This is a genomic window from Microbacterium sp., from assembly GCF_047606385.1.
Lineage (GTDB): Bacteria > Actinomycetota > Actinomycetes > Actinomycetales > Microbacteriaceae > Microbacterium.
Genome location: NZ_JASGEL010000050.1, coordinates 1 through 12,782, shown reverse-complemented (window position 1 = coordinate 12,782; position 12,782 = coordinate 1). Strand labels below are relative to the sequence as shown.

At 73.0% G+C, this 12,782-nt stretch carries 12 protein-coding genes; 4 read left to right on the top strand and 8 right to left on the bottom strand.

Features of this window, described 5'->3' with window-relative positions:
- A partial coding sequence (locus tag QM626_RS05500) for a DUF6350 family protein (RefSeq protein WP_415074799.1) occupies positions 1 to 632 on the bottom strand: 632 nt, incomplete at its 3' end.
- A 107-nt stretch (positions 633 to 739) separates the two neighbouring features.
- Between QM626_RS05500 and QM626_RS05495 the strand changes: the two genes are divergently transcribed.
- On the top strand, positions 740 to 2,170 hold the full coding sequence (locus QM626_RS05495; protein ID WP_415074797.1) for an NCS2 family permease: 1,431 nt from the start codon (positions 740 to 742) through the stop codon (positions 2,168 to 2,170).
- A 55-nt stretch (positions 2,171 to 2,225) separates the two neighbouring features.
- Here the strand turns inward: QM626_RS05495 and QM626_RS05490 are convergent, their stop codons facing one another.
- From QM626_RS05490 to sucC, 4 genes are all read right to left on the bottom strand, one after another.
- Positions 2,226 to 3,791, bottom strand: coding sequence for a polysaccharide deacetylase family protein (locus QM626_RS05490; protein WP_415074795.1), 1,566 nt, complete (start codon positions 3,789 to 3,791; stop codon positions 2,226 to 2,228).
- A complete protein-coding gene (locus tag QM626_RS05485) occupies positions 3,788 to 4,315 on the bottom strand; it encodes a hypothetical protein (protein ID WP_415074793.1) in 528 nt (175 codons plus the stop codon). The genes QM626_RS05490 and QM626_RS05485 overlap by 4 nt, the downstream gene beginning before the upstream one ends.
- A gap of 194 nt (positions 4,316 to 4,509) precedes the next feature.
- The gene (gene sucD, locus QM626_RS05480; RefSeq protein ID WP_415074791.1) at positions 4,510 to 5,412 is read right to left on the bottom strand and encodes a succinate--CoA ligase subunit alpha; all 903 of its coding nucleotides are present in this window, start codon (positions 5,410 to 5,412) and stop codon (positions 4,510 to 4,512) included.
- A gap of 31 nt (positions 5,413 to 5,443) precedes the next feature.
- On the bottom strand, positions 5,444 to 6,610 hold the full coding sequence (gene sucC, locus QM626_RS05475; protein ID WP_415074789.1) for an ADP-forming succinate--CoA ligase subunit beta: 1,167 nt from the start codon (positions 6,608 to 6,610) through the stop codon (positions 5,444 to 5,446).
- 161 nt (positions 6,611 to 6,771) lie between these two features.
- Here sucC and QM626_RS05470 point away from each other — a divergent pair, with 161 nt between their 5' ends.
- The 3 genes from QM626_RS05470 to QM626_RS05460 are packed head-to-tail and all read left to right on the top strand — an operon-like array spanning position 6,772 to position 9,775.
- Complete coding sequence (locus QM626_RS05470) at positions 6,772 to 7,440, top strand: TetR/AcrR family transcriptional regulator (RefSeq protein ID WP_415074787.1); 669 nt, start codon at positions 6,772 to 6,774, stop codon at positions 7,438 to 7,440.
- Positions 7,441 to 7,500: 60 nt separating this feature from the next.
- On the top strand, positions 7,501 to 8,733 hold the full coding sequence (locus QM626_RS05465) for an acyl-CoA dehydrogenase family protein (RefSeq protein ID WP_415074785.1): 1,233 nt from the start codon (positions 7,501 to 7,503) through the stop codon (positions 8,731 to 8,733).
- 19 nt (positions 8,734 to 8,752) lie between these two features.
- A complete protein-coding gene (locus QM626_RS05460; RefSeq protein WP_415074783.1) occupies positions 8,753 to 9,775 on the top strand; it encodes an ATP-dependent DNA ligase in 1,023 nt (340 codons plus the stop codon).
- A gap of 161 nt (positions 9,776 to 9,936) precedes the next feature.
- On the opposite strand, the gene ligD is transcribed toward QM626_RS05460, so the two are convergent.
- The 3 genes from ligD to QM626_RS05445 form a co-directional block, all read right to left on the bottom strand.
- The gene (gene ligD / locus QM626_RS05455; protein WP_415074781.1) at positions 9,937 to 10,956 is read right to left on the bottom strand and encodes a non-homologous end-joining DNA ligase; all 1,020 of its coding nucleotides are present in this window, start codon (positions 10,954 to 10,956) and stop codon (positions 9,937 to 9,939) included.
- 44 nt (positions 10,957 to 11,000) lie between these two features.
- Entirely contained in the window at positions 11,001 to 12,320 is a 1,320-nt protein-coding gene (locus tag QM626_RS05450; RefSeq protein WP_415074803.1) for an MFS transporter, read from the bottom strand.
- 53 nt (positions 12,321 to 12,373) lie between these two features.
- On the bottom strand, positions 12,374 to 12,782 hold a 409-nt coding region (locus QM626_RS05445), incomplete at its 5' end, for an isochorismatase family protein (RefSeq protein WP_415074801.1).

Here is a 12,782-nt window from a genome sequence, read left to right as displayed (position 1 = left end):
GCCGCGGCCGTGAGCCCGGCGAGCGCCGCCGCGCTGCCGCGGGCCATCAGGGCGGGCACCTGCGGCCAGGCGCCGTGCGCGGCGGCGATCCGATCCCGCAGCCGGTCGACCGGGCCGTCGTCGCCGTCTCGCCAGGCCGCGGCGACGGCGCCGGCGAGCGCCGCGACGGCGTAGAACGCGGCCGGGTAGCCGACGGCCTGCCACAGGTCCACCGCCGCCACGTCGTTGCGCCCGGTGTACGCGATCGCCGCCGCGGCGGCGGCGAACACCACGACGCCGGCGACGACACCGGTCGGCCACGCCCCGGCGCGCGCGGCGCGGCCGCCGGAGCGGTACGCGAACAGCACGGTGAACGACGCGAAGCCCAGCGCGGCCAGCGACACGGTGAACTGGGCGAGCGAGGCGTCGATGCCGGTGGCGACGAGATAGGTCTCGGGCAGCGTGATCGCCAGCGGCACGGCGTGGCCGAGCTGCCAGACGGACGCCGCGGCCTGCCACAGCGCCGACCAGTCCGGCACGCCGAACGCCACGAACCACAGCACCGAGAGCGGGGCGAGGGCGGCGGCCGCGCCGACGGCCACCGCGACGAGCGCGTCGAGCGCGGAGAGGAGGATGACGAGGACGCGTTGCATGCCTCATCGACCCTAACGGCGCGCGGCGCCCGCGCCCGGCGGCATGCCGGACAAGACGTGCGCCGACGACGGCGGGCACGCTAACGTCGGCGGCGGGGAGGAGATCCATGCACCCTGCAGCACCCGCACCGACCGTCCATCCGATCGACCGCTTCTTCGAGATCACGAAGCGCGGCTCCACGATCCTCGGGGAGGTGCGCGGGGGCCTGGTCACGTTCGTGGCGATGGCGTACATCGTCGTGCTGAACCCGATCATCCTGTCCGGCACGGCGGATGTCGTGGGGAACTCGCTCGGCTTCAGCCAGGTCGCGGCGGTCACCGCGCTGACCGCCGGGGTCATGACGATCGTGTTCGGCGTCGTCACCCGGCTGCCGTTCGCGTTCGCCGCGGGCCTGGGCATCAACTCGTTCCTCGCGGTCAACGTCGTCGGCGAGGTGACCTGGCCGGAGGCCATGGGGCTCGTGCTCATCAACGGCGCACTGATCGTGATCCTCGCCGCCACCGGCCTGCGCCGGCTCATCTTCGACGCGGTGCCGCTGGCGCTGAAGACGGCGATCTCGGTCGGCATCGGCCTGTTCATCGCGTTCATCGGCTTCGTCGACGGCGGCTTCGCCACCTCGACCGGACTGTCCTCGCCGCCGGTCGGGCTCGGCGTGTCCGGCTCGGTGGGCACGATCCCGACGCTGCTGTTCGTGCTCACGCTGCTGCTGATCGCGGTGCTGATGGTGCTGCGGGTGCGCGGCGGCATCCTGATCGGCCTCGTGATCGGCACGATCGTGGCCGTCGTCGTGGAGGCGATCTGGCACCTCGGCTCCGCCGCCGACGAGGCCGGCGGCTGGGGGCTGACGGTGCCGACGCTGCCGTCGCAGTGGCTCAGCATCCCGGATCTGAGCCTGGTCGGCCAGGTCAGCTTCGGCGCGTTCGGCCGCATCGGCGTCCTCGCCGCCGTCATGCTCGTGTTCACGCTGCTGTTCACGAACTTCTTCGACGCGATGGGCACGATGACGGGCCTGTCGCGGGAGGCGGGGCTCGCGGACGCCGACGGCACCTTCCCGCGGCTGCGCTCGGCGCTGGTCGTGGAGGGCCTGGGCGCCGTCGCCGGCGGCTTCACCTCCGCGTCGTCGAACACGGTGTTCGTCGAGTCGGGCGCCGGCATCGGCGAGGGGGCGCGCACCGGCCTGTCCACCGTCGTCACCGGCGCGCTGTTCCTGCTGGCGATGTTCCTGTCGCCGCTGACGACGATCGTGCCCAGCGAGATCGCGGCGGCGGCGCTGGTGGTGGTCGGCGCGCTCATGATGGCGCAGATCCGGCACATCGACCTCACCGACCTGTCCATCCTGATCCCGGTGTTCCTCACGATCACGGTCATGCCGATGACCTACTCGATCGCCAACGGCATCGGCGCCGGTTTCGTCAGCTGGGTCGTGATCCGGGCGGTGACCGGCCGGGCACGGCAGGTCAGCCCGCTGCTGTGGATCGTCGCCGCCGGCTTCGTCGTGTTCTTCGCCCGCGGGCCGCTGGAGGCGCTGATCGGCTAGCTCCGGCTCCCGGGGAGACGGCGCGGGGCAGCGCGATCCGGCGGATGCCGGTGAGTCAGCGGGCGTCGCTCCACACGCCGCTCGTGGGCAGGGTCCCGCCGAACAGCTGCTTCAGGTTCACGATCGTGAACCCGCGGTCCGCCAGCCCGTCGTAGACGGCGCTGACCGTGCGGATCGTGTTCTGCTGGATGTCGTGCTGCAGCACGATCGAGCCCGGCGAGGGCCCGTCGACGACACGCTCGGTCAGCGCGTCGTCGGCGAGCCCGGTCCAGTCGAGCGAGTCGACGTCCCAGGTGATGGCGGCCATGCCCGCGGCGGCCAGGACGGTGCTGTCGTACTGGCCGTAGGGCGGCCGGAACACCGTCGGCGCGGTCCCCGTCGCCGCCGTGATGGCGGCGGTCGTGTCCTGGATCTGCGCGGTCACCTCGGCGGCGGTGAGCGTCGTCAGATGCGGATGGTCCCAGGTGTGGTTCTCGACGAGGTTGCCCTCGGCGAGGGCGCGCTGCATCGTGGTGGCGTACGTCGCGGCCTTCTGGCCCATGGCGAAGAAGGTCACCGCCGCGTGGTGGGCGGCGACGGCGTCGAGGATCTGCGGGGTCCAGTCGCTCGGGCCGTCGTCGTAGGTCATCGCGACGCACGGCACGAGCGTGCAGTCGACGGCCTCGAACCCGGCCGCCACCGCCGCGGGCGCCTGGTAGGCGGTGCCCGCGGCCGCCATGAGCCCCGTCGCGAAGTCGGTGACCAGACCCGCGGACGCCGCCGGCGACACGCCGATCGTCACCGGCTCGGTCGTGGCGCCGATGCCGGCGTCGCTCAGCGCCGGGGCGGTGAACCCGGCCGGGAGCGTGAACACGAGCGAGCCGTCGGCGGCCACGACCGTCTGCGCCAGAGCGGCGCGCACGGCCGCCAGCTCGTCGTCGGTCGCGGGGGCGACGGTGGCCAGGCTCAGCGCCCCGGCCTGCCGGCGCAGCGCGTCGACGACGTCGTCCCACAGGGCGCCGGCGGCGGCGTCCGTCCACAGCTGGTCGGCGCTGACGACCTCGCCGGTCGCGGTGTCGGTGTACAGCACGGTCGTGGCGTCGGCGGTGACGGTGCCGCCGCTGCCGGTCACGACGCGCAGCCGCTCGCCGAAGAAGGTGCCCGCGGCGGCGACCACGTCGCACGCGACGGCCGTGCCGGTGCCGTCCGCGGGGCCGAGCGCGGCGTCGGCGAGCAGCTCGGACCCGGCGCGCAGGGTGGAGCCGTCCACGCAGGTGCGGTCGGCCAGGCCGGTGCCCTGCGGGAACACGGCGGGCGCATAGGCGGCCCCGGCGGCGCTGGCCTGGGCCGAGACGGCGTCGCGCACCACCTGGGTCAGGCGCGCGTCGATCGACGCGTCGCCGGGCAGCTGCATCCAGCGCGCCTGGATGCCGACGGTGTCGTTGCGGATGCGCTGGCCCTCGAGGTCGGCGACCGTGGTCGCGTCGACGGGGTCCGGCATGGTCGTGACCGTCACCGCCGCGTTGCTCCAGGCGGCGGGGGTCCAGCCCGACTCGGGCTCGGGGGCGCAGCCGGCGAGGAGGATCAGCGCGGCACCGGCCAGCAGCGCCGCGGCGCGGGTGAGCCGGTCGCGACGCGTCACCGGGCCACCGCCGTGCCGTCCAGGACGGCGGCGATCGTCGCCGTGTACCCGGAGATGTCGCCGGTGGTCGCGTGCGCGGCGAGCACGGCGGTGGGCGACTGCCCGTCGGCTCCGACGACCGCGACGATCGCGTCGGGCGCGGTGCGGGTGTGGATCGACCGTGCGCCGCTGCGGAGGATCTCGCTCACCGGCGCCGAGGCGGCCGGCGCGGCGTCCGCGAACGCGGCGTCCGGGGTCTGGGCCGCGGTCGTGACCGTGATCTCGAGGTCACGGTCGGGGCTGAGCAGCAGCAGGGTGTCGTCGTCGAAGGGCGGATGCTCGGTGGCCCAGCCGGCCGGCACCGGCACGGTCACCGCGCCCACCGTGGCGGTCTCGTCCGCGGCGGCGACGTGGGCGGAGAGGTTCCAGAGCGGGCGCGTGCCGACCGTGAGCCACAGCACGCCGATGACGATCGCGATGCCGGCCACGACGGTGCCGCAGATCAGCAGGGCCCGCGGCCACGGCCGCATCCCGCCCTCGCCCATGTTCCCCGCTCCCCCGCCGCCCGCCGCGGCCTAGGCGAGCATACGTGACCGGGCGTCCCGCGCCCCCTCACCTCGCCGTGCATATCCCCCGCGGGCTCACCCCCATGTCGCGAGACCGCATCCGGGCGCCGAGAGAGTGGGGTGACCCCACCGTCTCGGCGCGAGGATGCGGTCTCGCGGGGTACGGCGGCGCGTCAGAGGGCGGCGATGATCTCGCGCATCAGCGCGGCGGTCTCGGACGGGGTCTTCCCGACCTTGACGCCGGCGGCCTCGAGGGCCTCCTTCTTCGCCTGCGCGGTGCCGGCGGAGCCGGACACGATCGCGCCGGCGTGCCCCATCGTCTTGCCCTCGGGGGCGGTGAAGCCCGCGACGTAGCCGACGACCGGCTTGGTCACGTTCGCCTGGATGTAGGCGGCCGCACGCTCCTCGGCGTCGCCGCCGATCTCGCCGATCATGACGATCGCCTTGGTCTCCGGGTCGGCCTCGAACGCGGCGAGCGCGTCGATGTGGGTGGTGCCGATGATGGGGTCGCCGCCGATGCCGATGGCGGTGGAGAAGCCCAGGTCGCGCAGCTCGAACATCATCTGATAGGTCAGCGTGCCCGACTTCGACACCAGCCCGATCGGCCCCTTGCCGGTGATGTTGGCCGGGGTGATGCCCACGAGCGACTCGCCCGGGGTGATGATGCCGGGGCAGTTCGGGCCGATGATGCGGGTCTTGTTGCCCTTGCTCTGCGCGTACGCCCACGCCTCGGCGGTGTCGCCGACCGGCACGCCCTCGGTGATGACCACGAGCAGCGGGATCTCGGCGTCGATGGCCTCGATCATCGCGTCCTTCGTGAACGCCGGCGGCACGAACGCGATCGACACGTCGGCGCCGGTGGCCGCGATGGCCTCGGCCACGGTGCCGAACACCGGCAGCTCGACCGGGTTGCCGTCGACATCCGTGTGCGAGACCGTGGTGCCGGCCTTGCGGGCGTTGACGCCGCCGACGACCTGGGTCCCCGCCTTCAGCATGAGGGCGGTGTGCTTGGTGCCCTCGCCGCCGGTGATGCCCTGGACGATGACCTTGGAGTCCTTGTTGAGATAGATCGACATAGTCCTAGTTCCTTATCCGGATGCGGCTCGGTCAGGCGTTCGCCAGCTCGGCGGCCTTGTCGGCGCCCTCGTCCATGCCGGCGGCGAGGGTCACGAGCGGGTGGCTTGCGGCGGCGAGGATGGCACGACCCTCCTCGACCTGGTTGCCGTCGAGACGCACGACCAGCGGCTTGTTGGCCTCGTCGCCGAGGATCTCGAGGGCCTTCACGATGCCCTCGGCCACCGCGACGCAGCTGGTGATGCCGCCGAACACGTTCACGAACACGGACTTCACCTGCTCGTCGCCGAGGATGACGTCCAGGCCCGCAGCCATGACGGTCGCAGACGCGCCGCCGCCGATGTCGAGGAAGTTGGCGGGCTTCACGCCGCCGTGGTCCTCGCCGGCGTAGGCGACGACGTCGAGGGTCGACATCACCAGGCCCGCGCCGTTGCCGATGATGCCGACCTGGCCGTCGAGCTTGACGTAGTTGAGCCCGGCGGCCTTGGCCCTGGCCTCGAGCGGGTCGGCGGCGTCCTTGTCCTCGAGCGCCTCGTGCTCCGGGTGACGCACCTCGGTCGCGTTGTCGTCGAGCGTGACCTTGCCGTCCAGCGCGATGATCTCGCCGTCGGCGTCGAGGATCAGCGGGTTCACCTCGACGAGGGTGGCGCCCTCCCCGGTGTACACGTCGTAGAGCTTCACGAAGACGTCGGCGACCTTCGCCACGAGCTCCTCGGGGAAGCGCGCCGCCCGGGCGATCTCCTCGGCCTTGGCCCGGTCGATGCCGGTGAGCGGGTTCACCTCGACACGGGCGAGGGCCTCGGGACGCGAGGTCGCCAGCTCCTCGATCTCCATGCCGCCCTCGACCGAGCTCAGCGACAGGTAGGAGCGGTTCGAGCGGTCCAGCAGCACCGAGAAGTAGAACTCCTTCTCGATGCGGGCGCCGCCGGCGACCATGACGCGCCCCACGACGTGGCCCTTGATGTCCAGCCCCAGGATCGCCTTCGCGGCCTCGTACGCCTCGTCCGGGGTCTTCGCGACCTTCACGCCGCCGGCCTTGCCGCGACCGCCGGTCTTGACCTGCGCCTTGACGACGACCACGCCGCCGAGCTTCTCGGCCGCTGCCTTCACCTCCTCCGGGGTGTCGGCGACGATGCCGGGGAGCACCGGCACCCCGTACTTCTCGAACAGATCGCGTGCCTGGTACTCGTAAAGATCCACAGAGTGTCCTTCGCTGGGGCGAATGTGGGGGGTCAAGGCGCAGAAAAACGTCTCGATGTCGAGATAATCGACCAATCCCCCAGCCTACTACCGCACGCCTATGGGTCTTGTCCACGGACGCCGCACGGCCGCGCCGATCCGCACGAGTAGGCTCGGACCCCATGAGCGAGACCACGTCTACGGAAGACGCCCGGACCGCGGTCGTGGCGGCGGCGCTCGACCTGTTCGCGTCGCAGGGGTTCGAGTCCACGACGGTGGATCAGATCGCCCACGCCGCGGGCATCTCGCGCTCCACGTTCTTCCGCCAGTTCGGGGGCAAGGACGACGTCATCTTCGCCGATCACGAGCTGCTGCTCGGTCAGCTGCGCGAGTACCTGCTGCGCCCGCACCCGAGCCCCTGGGAGGCGGTGTGCGAGGCGTCGATGCGGGTGTTCCGCCATTTCGCGGCCGATCCCGAGCTGGCCCGGCGGCGGTTCGCCGTCGTGCGCCAGGTCGAGACGCTGCGCGACCGCGAGATCGTCACGACGTTCCGCTACGAGCGGCTGTTCACCGAGTATCTCCGCCGTGTGCTGCCGGACCTCGAGCCGGTGGAGGCGGTCGGCTTCGCGGCCCTGGTCACCGCGACGCACAACCACGTGCTGCGCCAGCTGCTGCGCGAGTCCAAGCGGGTTCCGGCGTCCGTGCTGCGCCGTGCGCTCGACCACGTGCTCGAACGGTTCGGCGTCGCCGCCGCGAGCTCGCCGGCCGACGACGACCTGGTCGTCGCGGTTTTCCCCCGGCGGATGCCGCCGGCGGAGGTCGCACGGCGCCTGCGGGACGAGCTCGGCTGACCCATAGTGGCACTGGGTACCATGACGTCAGACACTTAGTCTCACGCATAGAGGAGCGAGATGAGCGACGACGCCACGTATCCCGGGGAACGCGTGACCCGCTATCAGGTCACCGAGCGGCAGGGCACCGACTACGACGCGGTGTTCGCCGACATCCCGGCCGCCGACCGTGCGGTCTGGGACCGCGCGAAGTCCTTCGTCGACGAGGTCGGCGACCGGATGACGACCGCCTGGGACACCGCGGACTATCCGCTCGACCTCGTGCGCCGCCTCGGCGAGCTCGACCTGTTCACCGACGGCATCGACCATCCGGCGCTGACCCGCATCTCCCCCCTGGCCGCGGGCCTCGTGAACATGGAGATCTCCCGCGGCGACGGGTCGCTCGGCACCGTCATCGCCGTGCAGGGCGGGCTGGCGCTGCGCACCCTCGCGCTGTTCGGCAGTCCGGAGCAGCAGGCCCGCTGGCTCGCGCCGCTCGCCCGCGGCGAGGTGCTCGGCTCGTTCGCGCTCACCGAGCCCGATCACGGCTCGGACTCGGTGAGCCTGGAGACGGTCGCCCGCCGCGACGGCGAGGAGTGGGTCCTCCGCGGCGCGAAGAAGTGGATCGGCAACGGGGCGTCGGGCGGGGTGACGTTCGTGTGGGCACGGGCGGATGCCCCCGGCGAGCCGGATCACGGCGGCGTGCGCTGCTTCCTCGTCGAGCAGGACACGCCGGGATACCGCGGCGAGGTCATCACCGGCAAGACGTCGCTGCGCGGCATCCACCAGGCCCACATCGAGCTCGACGACGTCCGGCTGCCCGCCGACGCGGTGCTGCCGGGGACGCACTCGTTCAAGGACGCCTCGATCGTGCTGTACTCGACCCGGTCGGGGGTGGCGTGGTCGGCGCTCGGGCACGCGACGGCGTGCTACGAGGCGGCGCTGGCGTATGCCGGGCAGCGCACGCAGTTCGGCAAGCCCCTCGCCCGGTTCCAGATGGTGCAGGAGCGGCTGACGCAGATGCTCGCCGACCTCACCGCCATGCAGCTGTTCTGCCGGCGCCTCGCCGACCTGGAGAGCTCCGGCGCGCTGCGGCCGACGCAGGCCTCGCTCGCGAAGTACCACAACACGCGCGCGGCGCGGCGCGTCGCGTCGACCGCGCGCGACCTGCTCGGCGGCAACGGCATCCTGCTGGAGAACCGCGTGATGATGCACCTGGCCGACATCGAGGCGATCCACACGTACGAGGGCACTGAGAGCGTGCAGGCGCTGCTGATCGGCCGCGACATCACCGGTGTGAGCGCCTTCGCCTGACGCGCGGGAGGATGGGGTCATGCGGTATGAGATCCCGGCGCCGATGCTGGCCAAGGCGGTGGCTGCCGTGCCGGAGGGTGCGTTCGAGTACGAGCCCAAGTGGGACGGGTTCCGGGTGCTGGCCGCCTGGGACGGCGAGAGCGTCGAGCTGGGCTCACGCGGCGCGAAGCCGCTGACCCGCTACTTCCCCGAGCTCGTCGCCGCGCTGCCGCGGGTGCTGCCCGAGCCGTGCCTCGTCGATGGCGAGATCGTCGTCGCGACCGGCGACCCGGCGCGGCTGGACTGGGAGGCGCTGAGCGCCCGCATCCATCCCGCCGCCTCGCGCGTCGCGTTGCTGGCCGAGCAGACCCCGGCGATGTTCATCGCCTTCGATCTGCTCGCGGTCGGCGACGAGCTGCTCGCCGACCGCCCGTTCGCCGAGCGACGGGCGCGACTCGAGACGCTGCTGACGGGGGTGCGCCCTCCCGTGCACCTCACCCGCACGACGCGGGATGCCGCGCTCGCCCGCGACTGGCTCGCCCGGTTCGAGGGCGCCGGGCTCGACGGCGTCGTCGCGAAGGCGCTCGACGCGCCCTACTCCCCCGGCAAGCGCACGATGCTGAAGATCAAGCACGCCCGCACGGCGGATGTCGTCGCACTCGGCTACCGGGTGCACACCAGCGGCGCGGGCGTCGGGTCGCTGCTGGTCGGGCTCTACGACGCGGACGGGACGCTGCGGCAGGTGGGCGGGGTCTCCGCGTTCAGCAATGCCCGCCGGCGGGAGCTGGTCGACGAGCTCGCCCCGCTCGTGGAGCGGGACGCCGCCGGCGCCGCCGTCACCGGCGCGGGCGAGCGCTCGCGCTTCACCGGCGCGAAGGACGTGTCGTTCGTGCGGCTGCGCCCCGAGCGCGTGCTGGAGGTGCGGTACGACCAGCTCGAGGGCGCCCGGTTCCGGCACACGGCGCAGTTCGAGCGCTGGCGTCCGGACCGCGAGGCGGGCTCGTGCACGTTCGCGCAGCTGGAGCAGCCCGCCCCCTACGACCTGGACGCCGTGCTGGCCTGACGCCTCGCGGCCGCGTCCGTCACGGATGCCGCGCACGCCTCCCGGGTCGGCGTCCTCGCCTGCGCAGGACAAATCCCCCAGGCAGGAGGATCTCGCCGCGTTTCGTCCTGCGCAGCGGAGATCTCCTGCGCAGGCGAGGACACGGTCGGGCTTCGACAGGGTCAGTCACGCCGGGCGCGGCTGGGCTGCACGCGCGGCGGCTCCCCCGGCATCTTCGGAAACTCCGGCGGGAACGGCAGCTCGCCGAGTCCGTCCGCGAGATCGCGCTCCCACCACTCCAGCAGTACGTCGATGCGTCCCGGCGACGCGTCGAACGACGCCCACGGATCGCCGACGTCCGCCAGCCGCCCCGGCACCGTGCGCACCGTGAACGCGTGCGGGTCGGCGTCCGGCAGCTCGTCCCACGTGATCGGCGTCGACACGGTCGCCCCCGCCGTCCCGCGCGGACTGTAGGCACCCGCCATCGTGCGGTCGCGGTTCGCCTGGTTGAAGTCGACGAAGATCCTCGCGCCGCGCTCCTCCTTCCACCACGCGGTCGTGACCTGATCCGGCACCCGCCGCTCGAGCTCGCGCGCCGCCGCGATCACGGCGTGACGCACGTCGAGGAACTCGTGCGTCGGCTCGATCGGGCAGAACAGATGGATGCCGCGGTTCCCGCTCGTCTTGAGCCACGAGTCCAGGCCCGCCTCGGACAGCACCTCCCGCATGAGCGGGGCCACCGCCGCGGCCTGGGCGAACCCGGTGCCCGGCTGCGGGTCGAGGTCGATGCGCAGCTCGACCGGGCGGTCGGTGTCGCCGGCGCGCGAGGCCCAGGGGTGGAAGACGACCGTGTTCATCTGCACGGCCCACACCGCCGCCGCGGGCTCGGTGAGCACGAGCTGCGGATGCCGCCGGCCGCTGTTGTAGGTCACGGTCACCGCCTCGACATACTCGGGCGCGCCCTTGGGCGGGTTCTTCGAGAAGAAGGCCTCGCCGCCCACGCCCTCGCCGTAGCGCTCGAGCGACACCGGGCGGTCGCCGTTCGCCCGCAGGAACGGTCCCGCGACCGCGATCACGTACTCGGCGAGCTCACGTTTGGTGATCCCGGCTTCGGGCCACACGACGCGGTTCGGGCTGGACAGCCCGACCTCGCGGTCGCCGTGCGGGCCCGGAACGGTCAGGGTGATGCGCTCGGAGGCCATGGCCCGACACTACGGGCGCCGCGACGCGGCATCCACCCCTCCGGTCACCGCCCTCGCACCGGGATGCGGCGGTCCAGCACGACCAGCAGCAGGACGCCGATCCCCACGGTGACCAGCACCGCCGCCATCAGGCGCAGCCCGGCGTCGTCCGCCTGCCCGGGGAAGATGAGCCCGATCACCGCCGACGCGAAGATCGCGCCGAGGTAGGCCGCGGTGCGCAGCAGCCCGGACGCGACCCCCATCTCGGCCGCCGTCGTCTGCGTGTACAGCGCCGCCTGGTTGCTCGTCGAGTTCATCCCCATGACGACGCCGAACACGAGGCTCAGCCCCACCAGCAGCACGACCGAGGTGCCGCCGTCGACGAAGAGCATCGCGACGCCGCCGGCGATGATCGCGAGCGCGCTGATCAGCAGCGGCACCCGGATGTACGCCCGCCGCGAGATCACTGCCGCGCTGACCGCCGCGACCGCGCTCATCGGCAGCATGACCAGGCCGCTGATGCCGGCGCCGAGCCCGCGCCCCTGCTCCAGCCACTGCACGTACCCGTACAGCACGGTGTAGGCGGCCATCAGCGTCAGCGCCTGCCGCAGGTAGGTGCGCACGAGCGGCCCGGAGTGCGCGAGCGCGCGCACGTCGATGAACGGCTCGGCCGCGCGCAGCTCCCGCCAGGCGAACGCGGCGAGCGCGACGACGGCGACGACGACGAGCCAGATCGACGGATGCTGCGCGTCCCCCAGCACGAGGAACAGCGCGATCACGACGACCGCGAACAGCGCCACCCCCGCCACATCGAGCGAACGCAGCACCGCCGCCGCCCCGCGCCGCTCGCGCGGCGGATCGGCGGGCACCCACGCGAGCGTCATGACGATCGCGGCGAGGCCCAGCGGCACGTTCACGGCGAACACGGCGGGCCACCCCCACACGCCCACGAGCAGGCCGCCGAGCGGCAGGCCGAGCGCGGCGGTCACCTGCGCGGCGATGGAGACGCCGCCGAGGATGCCGCCCGGGATGCCGGTGCCGGCCGCCTCGGCGCGCCCGCGGATCAGCGACATGGCCGTCGGGTACCCCGCCGAGGTGCCGATGCCGATGAGGGCCCGCGAGACGATGAGCCAGCCGAACGTCGGCGCGAACATGCCGACGACGCCGCCGAGGACGAGCACGCCGAGCCCGCCCAGCAGCACCCGGCGCGCGCCGAAGGCTCCCGCGAGCTTGCCCATGGCGGGCTGGCCGACGGCGCTGGCCACGTACACCGCGGCCACGAGCGTCGCCGTCTGCCCGGCGCTGGTGTCGAACGCGGTGCCGATCGCGACGAGCGAGGTCGCGAGGATCGACGAGTTGATCGGGTTGAGCGAGGTGCTCCACAGCAGCGGGGTGACGAAGCGCGCGCCGAAGGGGCGCGTCGTGGCGGCGCCCGTGGTCAGGCCTTCGCCGCGGCGAGCAGCGCGAGGATCTCGGCGGTGTCGCCGGTCTCGCCCAGCGCCGGGAAGATGCGCGTCAACGAGTTGTGGTGCGCGTCCGGGTCGGTGTCGGCGACGGCGTCGGACGCCACGACGACGTGATATCCGTGCTCGTGCGCGGCGCGCGCGGTCGACTCGACGCCCTTGCTGGTGGCGATGCCGGCGAGCACGACCTGGGTGACGCCGGCCCGTTGCAGCGTGTCGTGCAGGCCGGTGCCGTGGAACGCGCCCCAGGTCCGCTTGGTGACGTGGATGCCGTCGCCCAGCTCCGGCAGCAGCTCCGCCCAGTCGGCGGCGCGCTGCCCGGCGGGGCGCGCGCGCTCGGTGCGCCCGGGCGCGCCCGCGACGACGTTGACGAGCACGACCGGG

Excerpts from the sequence above, each read along its gene's own strand:
- ligD (WP_415074781.1), bottom strand. The coding sequence starts at position 10,956 with ATGGCCTCCGAGCGCATCACCCTGACCGTTCCGGGCCCGCACGGCGAC.
- QM626_RS05465 (WP_415074785.1), top strand. The coding sequence starts at position 7,501 with ATGAGCGACGACGCCACGTATCCCGGGGAACGCGTGACCCGCTATCAG.
- QM626_RS05495 (WP_415074797.1), top strand. The coding sequence starts at position 740 with ATGCACCCTGCAGCACCCGCACCGACCGTCCATCCGATCGACCGCTTC.
- QM626_RS05470 (WP_415074787.1), top strand. The coding sequence starts at position 6,772 with ATGAGCGAGACCACGTCTACGGAAGACGCCCGGACCGCGGTCGTGGCG.
- QM626_RS05460 (WP_415074783.1), top strand. The coding sequence starts at position 8,753 with ATGCGGTATGAGATCCCGGCGCCGATGCTGGCCAAGGCGGTGGCTGCC.
- sucD (WP_415074791.1), bottom strand. The coding sequence starts at position 5,412 with ATGTCGATCTATCTCAACAAGGACTCCAAGGTCATCGTCCAGGGCATC.
- QM626_RS05485 (WP_415074793.1), bottom strand. The coding sequence starts at position 4,315 with ATGGGCGAGGGCGGGATGCGGCCGTGGCCGCGGGCCCTGCTGATCTGC.